The following is a 15,435-nucleotide window of genomic DNA, read 5'->3' on the forward strand; positions in this document are numbered from 1 at the left end:
GAGCATGCCCACCAGCACCCCGCCGGGCTTCATCTGCGCCAGTTCGGCGGCATCGGGTGCGCGCACCTTGAGCACCATCTGTGCGCCGAGCGCGTCGGCGGCGCTGCCGATGGTGGCGCCGACCGCCTCATACGCGCTGTCGGGCTGGCTGGCGCCCAGGCCGGCGCCGGCCTGGATCACCACCTTGTGGCCCTGGGCGACGTATTTCTTGACGGTCTCCGGGGTGGCGGCGACGCGAGTCTCGCCGGCCCGCGTCTCCTGCGGGATGCCGATGTACATCGTCAATTTCTCCTTTAGCTGGCGTCTTGTCTGGTTGGACGGACCGACGTCTGGCCCGTGCGCGCTGCCGGATCGGGTTAAGCCGCAGCGCACAATTTTTCCGCAGCTTACAGGAATCTGACTTGCAATGGTGACCGGCCGGTCGGGTTTTGCCGGGCCTGGAACGCGGGGCGCCGGTGGCTCCCGCGGCGCTGCACGATGGGCCCGCAACCGGTAGAATGCGGGATTGCCTAAAAATTGAGCATCATGTCAAGTGACTGGAATGCCAGCGTGACCGTTGCCGCCGTGATCGAACGCGGCGGCCGGTTCCTGCTGGTGGAAGAGGAAACCGCCGACGGGCTGCGCCTGAACCAGCCCGCGGGGCACCTGGATCCGGGCGAAAGCCTGATCCGCGCCGTGATCCGCGAAACCCTGGAAGAAACCGCCCACACCTTCGAGCCGCGCGCGCTGCTGGGCTGCTACATGGGGCGTTCGCTGTCGTCGCGCACCGGCGGCGACGTGACCTACGTGCGCTTCGCCTTTACCGGCGACCTGGGCTCGCTCGACGCCGGTCGCCAGCTCGACACCGGCATCGTGCGCACCGTGTGGATGGGTGCCGACGAACTGCGCGCGTGCCCGGAGCGGCATCGTTCGCCGCTGGTGATGGCGTGCGTGGACGACTACCTGGCCGGCAAGCGCTTTGCGCTGGACGCGCTGTACACGCACCCGTCGGTGCTGCAAGCGGGGGCGCAGTCGTGAGCGGTGCCGCCAAGCGTGTCGTGGTGGGGATGTCCGGCGGGGTCGATTCGTCGGTCACGGCGTGGCTGCTCAAGCAGCAGGGCTACGAGGTCATCGGCCTGTTCATGAAGAACTGGGAAGACGATGATGACAGCGAATACTGCTCCACGCGCCAGGACTGGCTCGATGTGGTCTCGGTGGCCGACCTGATCGGCGTCGACGTGGAGGCGGTCAACTTCGCCGCCGAATACAAGGACCGTGTCTTCGCCGACTTCCTGCGCGAATACTCGGCCGGCCGCACGCCCAACCCGGATGTGCTGTGCAATGCCGAGATCAAGTTCAAGGCGTTCCTGGACCATGCCATGTCGCTGGGCGCGGAAACCATCGCCACCGGCCACTATGCGCGCGTGCGCCAGAACCCGGCCGGCCGCTTCGAGCTGCTCAAGGCGCTCGACCATACCAAGGACCAGAGCTACTTCCTGCACCGGCTGAACCAGGCGCAGCTGTCGCGCACGCTGTTCCCGCTGGGCGAGATCCCGAAAACGCGCGTGCGCGAGATCGCCGCCGAAATCGGCCTGCCGAACGCGAAGAAAAAGGATTCGACCGGCATCTGCTTTATCGGCGAACGTCCGTTCCGCGACTTCCTGAACCGCTACCTGCCCACCAAACCGGGGCCGATGAAGACGCCCGAGGGCAAGGTGGTCGGCGAGCATATCGGCCTGGCGTTCTACACGCTGGGGCAGCGCAAGGGCATCGGACTGGGCGGCAGCCGCGACGGCAACGGCGACGCCTGGTATGTCGCGCGCAAGGACATGGCCAACAACACGCTTTACGTGGTGCAGGGCCACGACCATCCGTGGCTGCTGACGCCGGTGCTGACCGCGTCGGACCTGTCCTGGGTGGCCGGCGAGCCGCCCGCCGCGGGCGCGGCGATGGCGGCCAAGACCCGCTATCGCCAGAGCGATGCCGCCTGCGCGGTGCAGGCGGTCGACGCCGATGCGCTGACGCTGGCGTTTGCCGAGCCGCAATGGGCGGTCACGCCCGGCCAGTCGGCGGTGCTGTATGACGGGGATATCTGCCTGGGCGGCGGGATCATCCAGTAAGCCTGCGCCACAGACAAAAACACCCGCGCCAGGCGGGTGTTTTCGTCACGAGACAGGCCATCAGCCGCGCGGCGGCTCGGTATCGATGAACGACTGGCGCTTCGACAGCTTTTCTTCCAGCGCCGCCAGGTTCGGATGGCGTTCGCGCCAGGCAATGTCCGGGAAGCGGAAGTCCAGGTAGGACAGCGCGCAGCCCACCGCCACGTCGGCCAGCGAGTAATGCGTGCCGGTGCAGAAGGGGCGGTCGGCCAGGCCGTGCGCCATGGCCACCAGCGCCGCGTCGATCTTGCCGCGCTGGCGCTGCACCCAGCGCTCGCTGCGCTCGTGCGGCTCGCGCTGGGTAGCCTCCAGGCGCACCAGCAGCGCGGCGTCGAGCAGGCCGTCGGCCAGCGCTTCCCAGCAACGCACTTCCAGGCGCTCGCGCCCGCCCTGCGGGATCAGCCGGCTGACCGGCGTCAGCGTGTCGACATACTCGACGATCACGCGCGAGTCGAAGATCGCGCCGCCATCTTCCATCACCAGGCACGGCACCTTGCCCAGCGGGTTGTACTGCCCGATCCGGGTTTCAGGCGACCAGACGTCCTCTTCGATCAGCTGGCACTCGATCTTCTTCTCCGCCATCACCACGCGCACCTTGCGCGCGTACGGGCTGGTCTGGGATGCATACAGCTTCATGTTCTCCCCTTGAGCTTGTTATGAAGTGCATCGTCGCTCGGCGGCAGCGGCGGCGGGGAGGCAGCGATGGCTTGCCCGATGCACTTCATAACAGGCTACTGGAACGGCGTGCGCGAGTATACCCGCGGCGCATGGCGAATGCGGGTTCGCGCACCGATGCCCCGCGGCCGCGCTTTGCCGCCGCCCGGAGCAGGGGCAGGGGTGGTAAAATCGCGCGTTGCGCAGCGCCGGCCGCCCGCCGATGCGGCGTGACGGGCGCATCGCCCGTCCGTGCCCGCCAGCCCCCGTGGCGCCACTTGTTCGCCGCCTTCTTCTTTATTTCCTCCCTTTCCCGGTTTCCAGCATGACCTCCTCCTCGCTTTCGCCGCTCACCGCCCTGTCCCCGATCGATGGCCGTTACGCCGCCAAGGCCGATGCGTTGCGCGAATGGCTGTCCGAGGCGGCCTTCATGCGCAACCGCGTCAAGGTCGAGGTGCACTGGCTGACCGCGCTGGCGCAGGCCGGCCTGCCCGACATGCCGAAGTTCTCGGCCGCGTCCGAGGCCGCGCTGCTGGCGCTGGTCGACAAGTTCAGCGAGGCCGATGCCGCCCGCATCAAGGAAATCGAGGCGGTCACCAACCATGACGTGAAGGCGGTCGAGTACTGGCTCAAGGAGCAGGTCAAGGGCAACGCCGAACTGGAAGCCGCCAGCGAGTTCATCCACTTCGCCTGCACCTCCGAAGACATCAACAACACCTCGCACGGCATGATGCTCAAGGGCGCGCGCGAGGGCGTGGTGGTGCCGGCGCTGAAGCGCGTGCACGCGCGCCTGGTCGAGCTGGCCAGGCTCAATGCCGCCCAGCCGATGCTGTCGCGCACGCATGGCCAGCCGGCCAGCCCGACCACGCTCGGCAAGGAAATGGCCAACGTCGCCGCGCGCCTGGCGCGCGCGATCCAGCGCATCGAGCAGGTCGAGCTGCTGGGCAAGATGAACGGCGCCGTGGGCAACTACAACGCCCACCTGTCGGCCTACCCCACCTTCGACTGGGAGGCGTTTTCGAAGCAGGTCATCGAAACCCGCCTGGGCCTGACCTTCAACCCGTACACCATCCAGATCGAGCCGCACGACTACATGGCCGAGCTGTTCGATGCGATCGCCCGCGCCAACACCATCCTGCTCGACCTGAACCGCGACGTCTGGGGCTATATCTCGCTGGGCTACTTCAAGCAGAAGACCAAGGCCGGCGAAATCGGCTCGTCGACCATGCCGCACAAGGTCAACCCGATCGATTTCGAGAACTCGGAGGGCAACCTCGGCCTGGCCAACGCGGTGCTGCGCCACCTGTCCGAGAAGCTGCCGGTGTCGCGCTGGCAGCGCGACCTGACCGACTCCACCGTGCTGCGCAATATCGGCGTGGCCTTCGGCTACAGCCTGCTGGCCTACGAGGCCTGCCTGCGCGGCCTGGGCAAGCTCGAGACCAACCCGGAGCGGCTGGACGAAGACCTCGACAATTGCTGGGAAGTGCTGGCCGAGCCGGTGCAGACCGTGATGCGCCGTTTCGGCGTGCCCAACCCGTACGAGCAGCTCAAGGAGCTGACCCGCGGCAAGGGCATCTCGCGCGAAGCGCTGCAAACCTTCATCAACGGCCTGGCGATCCCCGACGACGCCAAGAAGCTGCTGCTGGAGATGACGCCCGCCAGCTATATCGGCAAGGCCGTGGTGCTTGCCGAGCGCATCTGACGCCACTTCGCGCCCCTAAAAATGGGGCGGCGCAAACCGAAAGCCATCCCGCGGGATGGCTTTTTGCTTTTCCGACAGGCTGCGCGTGCGCCTGCCGTGCCGTTGTGACGCCTGCGCCGGAATGTCGCTTCAAAGCATTTGAATAACTTAATGAAGGACTGTCCTTCACTGGCGCACATCCGACCGCAATAATGCGAGAATCGTAAGCGCACGGCGGTGGGACCGCGCCGATGCCTTCCCCAAAATTGTGAAACGCCCGTGCCGCGGGCGAGAGGAATCCGATGCGTTCTACCGCCACTGCCCCCGCCGGCTACGGTGCCACCGCGATTGCCCTGCACTGGCTGGTGGCGCTGGCCATATTCGCCGCATTCGGGCTGGGCCTGTACATGACCGGCATTCCCGGGCTGACGCCGACCAAGCTCAAGCTGTACTCCTGGCACAAGTGGCTGGGCGTGACGATCTTCGCCATCGCCGTGCTGCGCGTGCTGTGGCGCGCCACCCACGCCGCGCCGCCGGTCGCGCCCGGCACCCCGGCGTGGCAGGCCAGGGCGGCGGCCGGCGCCCATCATCTGCTGTACCTGCTGATCGTGATCGTGCCGATCAGCGGCTACCTGTACAGCTCGGCCGCGGGCGTGCCGGTGGTCTACCTGGGCCTGTGGAAGATGCCGGCGCTGATCGAGAAAAGCGATGCGCTGAAGGAAGTGCTGAAGTTCACCCATATCTGGCTGAACTACCTGATGGCCGCGGTGGTCGTTGTCCATGCGGCGGCGGCGGTGAAGCACCAGTTTGTCGACCGCGACGGCACGCTGGGCCGGATGCTGCCGTTCCTGCGCTGAACCTCGCGCGCCAATCATTTTCGTTCCGCGGCGCGGCTGCGCCGTCCCTGACAGGAGTTTTCCCAGATGAAACGCAATTCCCGCCGCGGCTCGGCCACTCTCCGTGCCACCCTGGTTGCCGTGCTGGCCGCCACCGGCATCGCCGCCAACCTGGCCTGGGCCCAGGTCGACGCCGCCAAGAGTTCGGTGACCGCGGTGGCGCGCCAGATCGGCGTGCCGATGGAAGGCAAGTTCAAGAAGTTCGACGCCAACGTCAGCTTCGACCCCGCCAAGCTGGCGACATCGACAGCCAAGATCGAGATCGACGTGGCCAGCTTCGAGATCGGCGATGCCGAGACCACCAAGGAAGTGAAGGGCAAGGACTGGTTCGACGCCGCCAGGTACCCCAAGGCGGTGTTCCAGTCGACCAGCATCAAGAACGGCACGCCGGGCAAGTACGATGTGGCCGGCAAGCTGACCATCAAGGGCAAGACCGTGGACGTGGTGGTGCCCGCCACCTACCGCCAGGAGGGCGGCGCGCAGGTGTTCGAGGGCGCGCTGCCGATCAAGCGCACCGCGTTCAATATCGGCGACGGCGAATGGAAGGACACCTCCGTGGTCGCCGACGACGTCCAGATCAAATTCCGTATCGTGCTGGCCAAGAAGTAAGGCCGGCATTCCGCTGACGTACCCCAGGACTTACCTGAACCGCTCCATCCCAACCCTGATTTGTCGGGAGACACCATGAAACTGCGTTCCCTCGTTGCCGCCGTCGCGGCCGTTTCCGCAACCGCCGCCTTCGGCGTGGCTTCGGCCAACACCGTGACGTACAACCTCGATCCGACCCATACCTATCCCAGCTTCGAGGCCGACCACCTGGGCGGCCTGTCGACCTGGCGCGGCAAGTTCGACAAGTCCAGCGGCGTGGTGACGCTGGACCGCGCCGCCAAGGCGGGCTCGGTCGAGGTCAACATCGACCCGGCTTCGATCGATTTCGGCAATGCCAAGCTGAACCAGCACGCCAAGGGCCCTGACATGTTCGACGTGCAAGCCTTCCCCGAGGCCACCTACAAGGGCAAGTTCTCCAAGTTCAAGGGCGACGTGCCGACCGAGGTCGACGGCGTGCTGACGCTGCGCGGCGTATCCAAGCCGGTCAAGCTGGAAATCCGCGAATTCAAGTGCATCCAGCACCCGATGCTCAAGCGCGAAGCCTGCGGCGCCGACGCCGTGGGTCATTTCAACCGGGCCGATTTCGGCCTGGACTATGGCGTCAAGATGGGCTTCAAGCCCGAGGTCAAGCTTGCCATCCAGGTGGAAGGCGTGCGCGCAGACTGAGCGCGCGGCCCGCTGCGGCGGGCAAGACCGTAGTCAAGGCCGGCTCATGCCGGCCTTTTTTTGTTGTATTGCACCATGCGGGGGGGCCGCCACGGCACTTTGTTGTGCGAGTTGCGACGGGCACAGTACAATGGCCCGCGGCAATCCACCATGATCCGGGGTATTGCGACTCCTGCCACGGCGGGGGGCAGCCATGCCCGCAACTGGCCAGAGCGCATCACTATGAGCATTCGCTGCATGTCCCGATACCGGTAGCCGTTCCCGCGACCCCCTCGCCCCTCATGCTGTACCCGGCCGTTCTGCCCTGGCTGTATGGCCCGCAGCGTTTCCCGGTTTTCCCTGGCGCTATACCGTGTACTCCAAAACGCAAATCGATCCGGTAGTTAGTTTCCGCAACTCGCAGGGCGAGCAGGTGCGGGGCACGATCATCAATCTCCAGAGGAAATCTCTGGTGATGGAAATCTACAACCCGTATTCGATCGTGCAGGTCAGCGAGGTGCTGAGCGAGCTCAGCGTCCGCATGGGCGCCAAGAATGCCTATCTCGGCAAGGCCGTGGTGATGAGCCTGGTGAACACCGGCCTGACCGCGGTGGTTTCGCTGACGCTGATCGACGAGTGGCGCGAGCTGTCCGATCTCAACAACGAGCCCAAGTCGGTCGCGCGCGAAGCCGAGCTGTTCGTGCAGGATTGGGACACGCGTTTCAACATCCGGCGCGACTACCAGATCGTGGTCAACGAGATGCGCGCCTTCCTGTCCGAAGTGTCGCGCTGGGTCGAGCAGGTCGACCTGACCGAGTCGCTGCCCAAGACCGAAGGCAAGCTGCGCGAGGACGTCTTCTACGAGCTGGCCACGCCGATCATGGCCAAGACCAAGACCTACCTGGACTGGCTCGAGGGCGAGGCCCAGCGCGTGGACGCCGAAATCGCCCCGGTGCACCGCACCTACGCGCAGTCGGCGCTGCATCCCTTGCTGCTGCGCGCGCCGTTCGTCTACCGCACCTTCACCAAGCCGCTCGGCTATGCCGGCGACTACGAAATGGTGAACCAGATCCTGGGCGATCCGCAACAAGGCCCGACCACCTACTTCCAGATCGTCAATACCGCCTTCCTGAAGGCGGCGGTGGCAACCGCGCACCGCAATCGCATCGACCTGCTGATCGATTTCCTCACGCGCCAGGCCGAACGCGCGCGCGCCGCCGGGCGGCCGTTCCGCGTGCTCAATGTCGGATGCGGCCCGGCCTTCGAAATCCAGCGCTTCGTGCGCGAATACCCGAACCCGGAGCTGCTGTCGTTCCAGCTGGTCGATTTCAGCGAAGAGACGCTGGAATACACGCACAAGTCGATCGAGCGCTCGGCCAGCAGCGTCGGCAACAAGTTTGCCGTCGAGATGGTGCACCAGTCGGTGCACGAACTGCTCAAGCGGCGCATCTCGCCGGACGATGCCGCCGCGCGCGAGTTCGACGCGGTCTATTGCGCCGGCCTGTTCGACTACCTTTCGGACAAGGTCTGCGCCCGGCTGCTGTCGTACTTTGCCTCGCGCTCGCGCCCCGGCGGCCAGATCCTGGTGACCAACGTCCATGCCGACAATCCGGAGAAATTCGGCATGGAGCACCTGCTCGAGTGGTACCTGATCTATCGCGACGATGCGGGCATGGCGCAACTGCTGCCCGAACACTCGCATTCGCACCGCGTCTACGTCGACAGCACCGGGGTCAACGTATTCGCGGAAGCCACCATTGACTGAGGCTGTCCTCGCGGGTCACGCCATGAGCACCAACCAACTCTACGCCGGCTACCAGTCCGAACTGGTCGACTTCCGTCTGGCCTTCAGCCGCGGCGGCGCCTATACCGCGATCGTGCTGGTCCTGCTCGGCGTCGGGCTCGACTACGGACAGTATCCGCAGCAGCAGTTTCCCTTTGCGGTGGCACGCGTAGTGGTGTCGATGCTGATCGCCGGCGTCGTGGTGGTCCTGTACAGTGCCGCCGGCCGCCGCTTCGCGCCCTGGCTGACGCTCACCTGGCTGTTGTTGCCGCAGATCATGATCGCCTGGATGATCTCGCAGACCGAAGGGGTGCATTCGCCGTACTACGTCGGGCTGAACCTGGCCATCTTCGCATCAGGCATCGCGCTGCCGTTCGGGCTGTGGCAGAACCTGGTGTTCGGCGTGCTTTCCTACCTGCTGTATGTGCTCGCCTGCCTGTTTCACCCCGGCGGCATCGAGCCGCTCGGCACCTTTATCGTCAATTCGCTGTTCCTGTTGTTTGCCGCCGCCGCCAGCGCGGTCTACACCTATTTCAACGAGCGCGCGCGCTTTATGCTGTTCCGCCTGAAGGCGGAGGTGGCCGAGAAGAACGCCGAGCTCGAGGTCATCAACCGCAAGCTGGTCGACATCAAGGGCCAGATGCTGCAGCAGGAAAAAATGGCTGCGATCGGTACCCTGGCCGCAGGTCTGTTGCATGAGGTCAACAATCCGGTGAACTTCTGCCTGATGGCGATCGAGGTGGCGATGGAAGAGCCCCAGGCCAAGGAAAGCGAGTCGGTGACCGAATGCCTGGTGGATGCCAAGCAGGGGATGCAGCGCATCCAGCATATCGTCTCCGACCTGAAGACCTTCGCCTACCGCAAGCCGGGCGCGGAGGTGGAAGGCACGCCGTTCATGTTCGAAAAGGCGCTGGATTCCTCGATCCGCCTCACCGCGCATGAATTGCGCGGCGTCAAGGTCACGCGCGAGTTGCCTGCGGATACGCTGGTGCTGGGCGACGAAGCCGCCATCATCGGCGTGCTGATCAACCTGTTCTCCAATGCGGCGCTGGCAATGCGCAAGGCCGGCACCACCGCCCCCGCGATCCATACCACGGTGCGCTGGGCCGAAGGCCGATTGCACGTGACCGTGCGCGACAACGGGCCCGGCATCGCGCCGGAGCACCTGGCGCGGGTGTTCGAGCCGTTCTTCACCACCCGTGAAGTCGGGCAGGGCCTGGGCCTGGGGCTGTCGATCAGCTATGCCGTGATCGAGCGCCACGGCGGCCAGCTGTTTGCCGAAAGCGAGCTCGGCCAGTGGGCTGCGTTCAGCTTCGACCTGCCTCGCGCGGAGTAAGTCGCATGAGCGAACTCCAGCAAGCCCGGCCCAATGTCGTCCTCTATGTCGACGACGAAGACATGGCGCGCAAGTACTTTGCGCGCGCGGTCGGCAGCGAGTATGAGGTCCTGCTTGCCGCCGGCGCCGACGAGGCGATGGCGACACTGCGCGCAGAGGGCGGGCGGATCGCGATCCTGGTCACCGATTTCCGCATGCCCGGCCGCGACGGGGGCGACCTGCTGCGCGAGGTCGCCCAGGCCTATCCGCAGATCGTGCGCATCCTGGTGACGGCCTACGCCGACAAGGACATGCTGTTGCAAACGGTCAACAGCGGCGAAGTCTTCCGCATCCTGGAAAAGCCCCTGAGTGTCGGCGACGTGCGCCAGGTGCTGCACCTGGCCGGCGAGCGCCACCTGGAGCGCGCGTTGCGCCAGCACCGCCTGATGGCGATCGACGAAACCCTGGCCTTCCTGGCGCATGAACTGAACACGCCGCTGGCCGCCATTGCCAACTTCGCGCGCGGCATCGAAAGCCGCGTCCAGGCCGACTACAGCGAGCAGCGGCAAGGCGAGATCGGGCAGGCCGCGGGCGCCATGTACGACAACGCGCAGTATTGCCTGGCGGTGCTGTCGTCGTTCCTGGAGTCGGTGCGCAACAGCGCGGGAGTCAGCAAGACGCCGGCGGCCGACGCCGGCACCGAGGTCAGTGCGGGCGCGCTGGTGGCGTCGCTGCTGGATACGTATCCGTTCTCCGGCGGGCAGCGCCAGTGGGTCGACGTCGACATGCAGGGCGATTTCCCCGTGCAGACGCTGCCCAACTGCGTGGCGCTGGTGCTGTCGTCGGTGATGAGCAACGCGCTGCGCGCGCTCGCGGGCGTGGACCAGCCGTCCCTGCGCTTCGTGGTGACAACCCAGCCCAACCAGGAAATCCGCATCTGCGACAACGGCCCCGGCATCCCGCCAGAGGTGATGGGGCGGCTGCTGGTCGATCCGGTCACTACCCACGCCAGCGCTGGCGGCAGTGGCCTCGGCATGATTTTCTGCAACCGCGTCATGCAGTCCTTCGGCGGCGGCATCCGGATCGCCTCCGCTCCCGGTGCCGGGACCACAGTGACGCTGGACTTTCCAAATTTCAGGAATCGAATGATTAGGAGTGACCGATGAGCGAACCGATTGCCACCCAGGCACCACCCCCGGCGATTCTGTTCGTCGATGACGAGGCGACCGCCGTCAAATACTTCCAGCGGGCCATCGGCGCGCTGGCGCCGGTGGTGACTGGCGGTTCGGTGGAGGAGGGCAAGACGCTGCTGGACGCTCACGCCGACAGCCTGGCCGTGCTGGTCTCGGACCAGCGCATGCCGGGCGAGTACGGCAACGAACTGCTGCGCTATGCACGCGAGCGCTACCCGCATATCGTGCGCATCCTGACCACCGCGTACTCGGAACTCGACCAGACCGTCGAGGCGGTGAACCAGGGGCAGATCCACCGCTATATCAAGAAGCCGTGGGATATCACCGCGCTGCGCATGGAACTCAAGCAGGCGCTGGAAATGTCCGGCCTGCGCAAGGAGCGGGACCAACTGGTGCGCGAGAAGCTGGCGGTGCTGCAGACCCAGACCGTGGCAACCCGCATCGGCATGCTGCACGCGCTGTGCGCGAGCCTGATTGGCCCGGGCCATTTCCAGCCGGTGGAGACTTACCTGGCGGCGGTCGACCTGGCGGGGGCCCGCAACGCCGAGCCGGACTGGCAGCGCATGGACTATGCCGACCTGGTTCGCGCCGAAGCCGAGCGCAGCGGTAGCTTCGGCCATGCCGTGGGCACACGCCTGGCCGGGCTGCGCAGCGCCAATGCGGGCCGGGGCGCTGCCGATGCCGCCGCCGTGGTTGCCGACGCGCTCGGCAGCGAGGTGGTGCGCCGCGACGGCGATACGGTGGTCTGGACCCAGCCGGCCGCGCTGGCCGAGTTCCTGGCCCAGCCCGTGGGCACGACGGTGTCGGCCCAGCATGCCGCCTGGCTGGCCAGCCTGCTGTGGCTGGAAGAAGCGGGCGGCGCGCTGAAGTTCGTCCGCGACGGCGACACCATCGTCTGCCGGGCCGCCCCGCGCAGCGAGGGCTTCGCTTCCGACCGCCTGGCCGCATGGATCGAGCGCTTCTCGATGCCGGCCTGAATGTTGCTGGCCAAGCCATGAAAAACGGCGCCCCGCGGGGCGCCGTTCTTTTTTTCCGGCCGGGCAGGGCTCAGGCCTGCGCGCCGTAGTTGGGGTCGTTGCGGTCGGTCGACTCGCCCTTCTTCTCGCCCTTGACCAGGTCCTCGCGCTTCACGCCCAGCCACATCGCCAGCGCCGCGGCGACGAACACCGACGAGTAGATGCCGAACAGGATGCCCACCGTCAGCGCCAGCGCGAAGTAGTGCAGCGTCGGGCCGCCGAAGAAGAACATCGACAGCACCATCATTTCGGTCGAGCCGTGGGTGATGATGGTGCGCGACATGGTGCTGGTGATGGCGTGGTCGATGACCTCGTGGGTGGTCATCTTGCGGTACTTGCGGAAGGCTTCGCGAATCCGGTCGAAGATCACCACCGATTCGTTCACCGAGTAGCCCAGCACGGCCAGGATCGCCGCCAGCACCGACAGCGAGAACTCCCACTGGAAGAAGGCGAAGAAGCCCAGGATGATGACGATGTCGTGCAGGTTGGCGATGATGCCCGCCACCGCGAACTTCCACTCGAAGCGGAACGACAGGTAGATCACGATGCCGGCCACCACGCACAGCAGCGCCAGCAGGCCGTCGGTGGCCAGCTCCTTGCCCACCTGCGGGCCGACGAACTCGACGCGCTGCAGCTTGACGTCAGGCGACGCCGCGGTGAGCGCGCCCATCACCTGCTCGCTCTGCTGGGCGGACGTCACGGGCTTGCCGTCCGCGCCCTTTTGCAGCGGCAGGCGGATCATCACGTCGCGCGAGGTGCCGAAGTTCTGCACTTGCACGTCGGTATAGCCAAGCTTGCCCACCTGGCCGCGGATCTTTTCCAGGTCGGCCGCCTGCTGGTAGCTGACCTCCATCACCGTGCCGCCGGTGAATTCGATCGACAGGTGCAGGCCCTTTTGCCAGAGGAAGAATACGGCCGCGGCAAACGTCAGGAAGGAGATCACGTTGAAGATCAACGCGTGCTTCATGAACGGAATGTCGCGCCGGATGCGGAAGAATTCCATGTTGAATCCTGTTCTGTACTACGTGTTGTGCCGCGGGCCGCTTACTTGGCGACCGGCGTGTCGGTGGTATTGCCGGGCTTCCAGATCTGGCCGATGGCCACGCTCTGCAGCTTCTTCTTGCGGCCGTACCAGAGGTTGACCAGGCCGCGGTTGAAGAACACCGCCGAGAACATCGAGGTCAGGATGCCCAGGCAGTGCACCACGGCAAAGCCGCGCACCGGGCCCGAACCGAACGCCAGCAGCGCCAGGCCGGCGATCAGCGTGGTCACGTTGGAGTCCAGGATGGTGGCCCAGGCGCGCTCGAAACCGACCGCGATCGCCATCTGCGGCGACGCGCCGGCGCGCAGTTCCTCGCGGATGCGCTCGTTGATCAGCACGTTGGCGTCGATGGCCATGCCCAGCACCAGCGCGATGGCGGCGATGCCCGGCAGCGTCAGCGTGGCCTGCAGCATCGACAGCACCGCGATCAGCAGCAGCAGGTTCACGCCCAGCGCGACCACCGAGAACACGCCGAACAGCATGTAGTACAGGATCATGAACACGCCGATGGCGGCAAAGCCATAGGCAACGGAGTCGAAGCCCTTCTCGATGTTGTCGGCACCCAGCGACGGGCCGATGGTGCGCTCTTCGATGATCTCCATCGGCGCGGCCAGCGAGCCGGCGCGCAGCAGCAGGGCCAGGTCGTTGGCGGCTTCGGTGGAGTAGGAGCCGGTGATCTGGAAGCTCGAGCCCAGTTCGGACTGGATCGTCGCCACCGTCAGCACTTCGCCCTTGCCCTTCTCGAACAGCACGATCGCCATCGGCTTCTTCAGGTTCTCGCGCGAGACATCGCGCAGCACGCGGCCGCCCTGGGCGTCGAGCTTGATGTTGACCGAAGGCTGCTGGTTCTGGTCGAAGCCGGCCGAGGCGCTTTCGATGCGGTCGCCGGTGAAGATGACCTGCTTCTTCAGCACCACCGGGGCGCCGTTGCCTTGCGTGAACAGCTCGCTGCCGAACGGGACCGGGTCGCCCGGGCGCGGGCTGCGCGGCGCGTCGTTGTCGACCAGGCGCGCTTCCAGCGTGGCGGTGCGGCCGATGATGTCCTTGGCCTTGGCGGTGTCCTGCACACCCGGCAGCTGCACCACGATGCGGTCGGCGCCTTGCTGCTGGATCACCGGCTCGGCCACGCCGAGCTCGTTGACGCGGTTATGCAGCGTGGTGATGTTCTGCTTGACCGCGGCGTCCTGCACGGCCCGGCGGGCGGCCTCGGTGAAGGTGCCGACGATGTTGTTGCCGTCCATGGCGAAGGCCACTTCGCGCAGGTTGTCGGCCAGCAGCGCGCGCGCGCGGCTGGCGTCGTCGGCGTTGTTGAAGCGCACCGTCAGGCGCTCGCCGTCGCGGTCGATGCCGCCGTGGCGGATGTTCTTGTCGCGCAGCAGGGTGCGCGCGTCGCCGGCCAGGCTGTCGAGCTTCTTGTCGACGGCACCCTTCATGTCGACCTGCAGCAGGAAGTGCACGCCGCCGCGCAGGTCCAGGCCCAGGTACATCGGCAGCGCGTGCAGCGAGGTCAGCCAGCGCGGCGAGCCCGACAGCAGGTTCAGCGCGACCACGTAGGCGGGATCGGCCGCGTCCGGGTTCAGCGTGCGCGACAGCACGTCCTTGGCCTTGAGCTGCTCGTCGGTGGTGCGGAAGCGCGCCTTGACCGAGCCCGACTGGCCGGAGATGTCGAAGAAGACGCCGTCGGGCTGCAGCTGGTTCTGCGCCAGGATCTCTTCGACCTGCTTCTGCATCGACAGGTCGACCTTGACCGTGGCCTTGCCCGAGGACACCTGCACGGCAGGCGCCTCGCCGAAGAAGTTCGGCAAGGTGTAGATGATGCCGATGGCCAGGGCCACCAGGATCACGAGGTATTTCCAAAGCGGATAACGATTCATCTCGGGCCAGTCATTCAGCGGTTGGCGGGGCCGGCGCAGGCGTGGCGCGCCACGTCGGCGGGGCCGAACCGGTTTGGCAAACAGCCGCCTGGCAGCCGCGGAGCGAAGCCGCGCGGGCTTCGTCGGGCTGGATCAGGCGGCTGCCGGGGCATGCGCGAACGGGCATGCCGGAAAAGACAAAGGCGGGAGTCGCGCGCGCGATCCTGGGATCAGAGCGCCTTCAGCGAGCCCTTGGGCAGCACCGTGGTCACGGCATTCTTCTGCACCGTGATCTCGGTGCCTTCGGCGATTTCCAGGCTGACGTACTGGTCGGTGACCTTGGTCACGCGGCCCAGGATGCCGCCGGCGGTGACGACTTCGTCGTTCTTGGCCAGTGCTTCGAGCATTGCCTTGGCTTCCTTCTGGCGCTTCATCTGCGGGCGGATCATGATGAACCACAGCACACCAAACATCAGGATGATGGGCAGGAAGCTCATCAGGCCGCCAGCCGCGCCGCCGGCACCGGCGGTCTGGGCAAATGCGTTAGAAATCAGCACGTTGATTCTCCGTCACAAAAGTCAGTCAATTAATCGAACATTCTACCATTCGC

At 66.0% G+C, this 15,435-nt stretch carries 14 protein-coding genes and 1 pseudogene; 10 read left to right on the forward strand and 5 right to left on the reverse strand.

Features of this window, described 5'->3' with window-relative positions:
- Positions 1–279: pseudogene (locus U9J39_RS03335) on the reverse strand (NAD(P)(+) transhydrogenase (Re/Si-specific) subunit alpha); the annotation flags it as partial.
- 246 nt (positions 280–525) lie between these two features.
- Between U9J39_RS03335 and U9J39_RS03340 the strand changes: the two are divergent.
- Both U9J39_RS03340 and mnmA read left to right on the forward strand, forming a co-directional pair.
- On the forward strand, positions 526–1,017 hold the full coding sequence (locus tag U9J39_RS03340; RefSeq protein ID WP_025583862.1) for an NUDIX hydrolase: 492 nt from the start codon (positions 526–528) through the stop codon (positions 1,015–1,017).
- Positions 1,014–2,099, forward strand: a complete 1,086-nt coding sequence (mnmA, locus tag U9J39_RS03345; protein WP_115681101.1) for a tRNA 2-thiouridine(34) synthase MnmA — start codon at positions 1,014–1,016, stop codon at positions 2,097–2,099. Before U9J39_RS03340 ends, mnmA begins: the two co-directional genes overlap by 4 nt.
- A 60-nt stretch (positions 2,100–2,159) precedes the next feature.
- On the opposite strand, the gene U9J39_RS03350 is transcribed toward mnmA, so the two are convergent.
- Complete coding sequence (locus U9J39_RS03350) at positions 2,160–2,774, reverse strand: glutathione S-transferase C-terminal domain-containing protein (RefSeq protein ID WP_115710758.1); 615 nt, start codon at positions 2,772–2,774, stop codon at positions 2,160–2,162.
- A 343-nt stretch (positions 2,775–3,117) separates the two neighbouring features.
- On the opposite strand from U9J39_RS03350, the gene purB reads away from it, so the two are divergent.
- The 8 genes from purB to U9J39_RS03390 all read left to right on the forward strand — a co-directional run bounded on the left by purB (position 3,118) and on the right by U9J39_RS03390 (position 11,891).
- Positions 3,118–4,494: an adenylosuccinate lyase gene (gene purB / locus U9J39_RS03355; RefSeq protein ID WP_326346537.1), complete on the forward strand. Its 1,377-nt coding sequence runs from the start codon at positions 3,118–3,120 to the stop codon at positions 4,492–4,494.
- A gap of 281 nt (positions 4,495–4,775) precedes the next feature.
- Positions 4,776–5,330 carry a cytochrome b gene (locus tag U9J39_RS03360; RefSeq protein ID WP_062801694.1) on the forward strand — a complete coding sequence of 185 codons (555 nt, stop codon included), beginning with the start codon at positions 4,776–4,778 and terminating at the stop codon, positions 5,328–5,330.
- 66 nt (positions 5,331–5,396) lie between these two features.
- Positions 5,397–5,978, forward strand: a complete 582-nt coding sequence (locus U9J39_RS03365; RefSeq protein WP_115710754.1) for a YceI family protein — start codon at positions 5,397–5,399, stop codon at positions 5,976–5,978.
- Between the two features lie 75 nt (positions 5,979–6,053).
- Positions 6,054–6,644: a YceI family protein gene (locus U9J39_RS03370; protein WP_116309660.1), complete on the forward strand. Its 591-nt coding sequence runs from the start codon at positions 6,054–6,056 to the stop codon at positions 6,642–6,644.
- 352 nt (positions 6,645–6,996) lie between these two features.
- The gene (locus U9J39_RS03375; protein ID WP_115710750.1) at positions 6,997–8,388 is read left to right on the forward strand and encodes a class I SAM-dependent methyltransferase; all 1,392 of its coding nucleotides are present in this window, start codon (positions 6,997–6,999) and stop codon (positions 8,386–8,388) included.
- A gap of 22 nt (positions 8,389–8,410) precedes the next feature.
- Positions 8,411–9,742, forward strand: a complete 1,332-nt coding sequence (locus U9J39_RS03380) for a sensor histidine kinase (protein ID WP_115710749.1) — start codon at positions 8,411–8,413, stop codon at positions 9,740–9,742.
- Between the two features lie 5 nt (positions 9,743–9,747).
- A complete protein-coding gene (locus tag U9J39_RS03385) occupies positions 9,748–10,887 on the forward strand; it encodes a hybrid sensor histidine kinase/response regulator (protein ID WP_115710747.1) in 1,140 nt (379 codons plus the stop codon).
- Positions 10,884–11,891: a response regulator gene (locus U9J39_RS03390; RefSeq protein WP_115681095.1), complete on the forward strand. Its 1,008-nt coding sequence runs from the start codon at positions 10,884–10,886 to the stop codon at positions 11,889–11,891. The genes U9J39_RS03385 and U9J39_RS03390 overlap by 4 nt, the downstream gene beginning before the upstream one ends.
- Positions 11,892–11,961: 70 nt before the next feature.
- Here the strand turns inward: U9J39_RS03390 and secF are convergent, their stop codons facing one another.
- The 3 genes from secF to yajC form a co-directional block, all read right to left on the reverse strand.
- A complete protein-coding gene (gene secF / locus U9J39_RS03395; protein WP_115710745.1) occupies positions 11,962–12,933 on the reverse strand; it encodes a protein translocase subunit SecF in 972 nt (323 codons plus the stop codon).
- 41 nt (positions 12,934–12,974) lie between these two features.
- Positions 12,975–14,846 (reverse strand): protein translocase subunit SecD, encoded by a 1,872-nt coding sequence (secD, locus tag U9J39_RS03400; protein ID WP_115710744.1) that lies wholly within the window; start codon positions 14,844–14,846, stop codon positions 12,975–12,977.
- Between the two features lie 209 nt (positions 14,847–15,055).
- Positions 15,056–15,382 carry a preprotein translocase subunit YajC gene (yajC, locus tag U9J39_RS03405; RefSeq protein ID WP_012353816.1) on the reverse strand — a complete coding sequence of 109 codons (327 nt, stop codon included), beginning with the start codon at positions 15,380–15,382 and terminating at the stop codon, positions 15,056–15,058.
- Positions 15,383–15,435 lie beyond the last annotated feature (53 nt).

The organism is Cupriavidus sp. SS-3 (assembly GCF_035818815.1).
GTDB classification, from domain to species: Bacteria; Pseudomonadota; Gammaproteobacteria; order Burkholderiales; family Burkholderiaceae; genus Cupriavidus; species Cupriavidus taiwanensis_C.

Coding starts and splice junctions, on each gene's coding strand:
- U9J39_RS03340 (WP_025583862.1), top strand. CDS start 526: ATGTCAAGTGACTGGAATGCCAGCGTGACCGTTGCCGCCGTGATCGAA.
- U9J39_RS03350 (WP_115710758.1), bottom strand. CDS start 2,774: ATGAAGCTGTATGCATCCCAGACCAGCCCGTACGCGCGCAAGGTGCGC.
- purB (WP_326346537.1), top strand. CDS start 3,118: ATGACCTCCTCCTCGCTTTCGCCGCTCACCGCCCTGTCCCCGATCGAT.
- U9J39_RS03360 (WP_062801694.1), top strand. CDS start 4,776: ATGCGTTCTACCGCCACTGCCCCCGCCGGCTACGGTGCCACCGCGATT.
- U9J39_RS03365 (WP_115710754.1), top strand. CDS start 5,397: ATGAAACGCAATTCCCGCCGCGGCTCGGCCACTCTCCGTGCCACCCTG.
- U9J39_RS03370 (WP_116309660.1), top strand. CDS start 6,054: ATGAAACTGCGTTCCCTCGTTGCCGCCGTCGCGGCCGTTTCCGCAACC.
- U9J39_RS03380 (WP_115710749.1), top strand. CDS start 8,411: ATGAGCACCAACCAACTCTACGCCGGCTACCAGTCCGAACTGGTCGAC.
- U9J39_RS03385 (WP_115710747.1), top strand. CDS start 9,748: ATGAGCGAACTCCAGCAAGCCCGGCCCAATGTCGTCCTCTATGTCGAC.
- U9J39_RS03390 (WP_115681095.1), top strand. CDS start 10,884: ATGAGCGAACCGATTGCCACCCAGGCACCACCCCCGGCGATTCTGTTC.
- secF (WP_115710745.1), bottom strand. CDS start 12,933: ATGGAATTCTTCCGCATCCGGCGCGACATTCCGTTCATGAAGCACGCG.
- secD (WP_115710744.1), bottom strand. CDS start 14,846: ATGAATCGTTATCCGCTTTGGAAATACCTCGTGATCCTGGTGGCCCTG.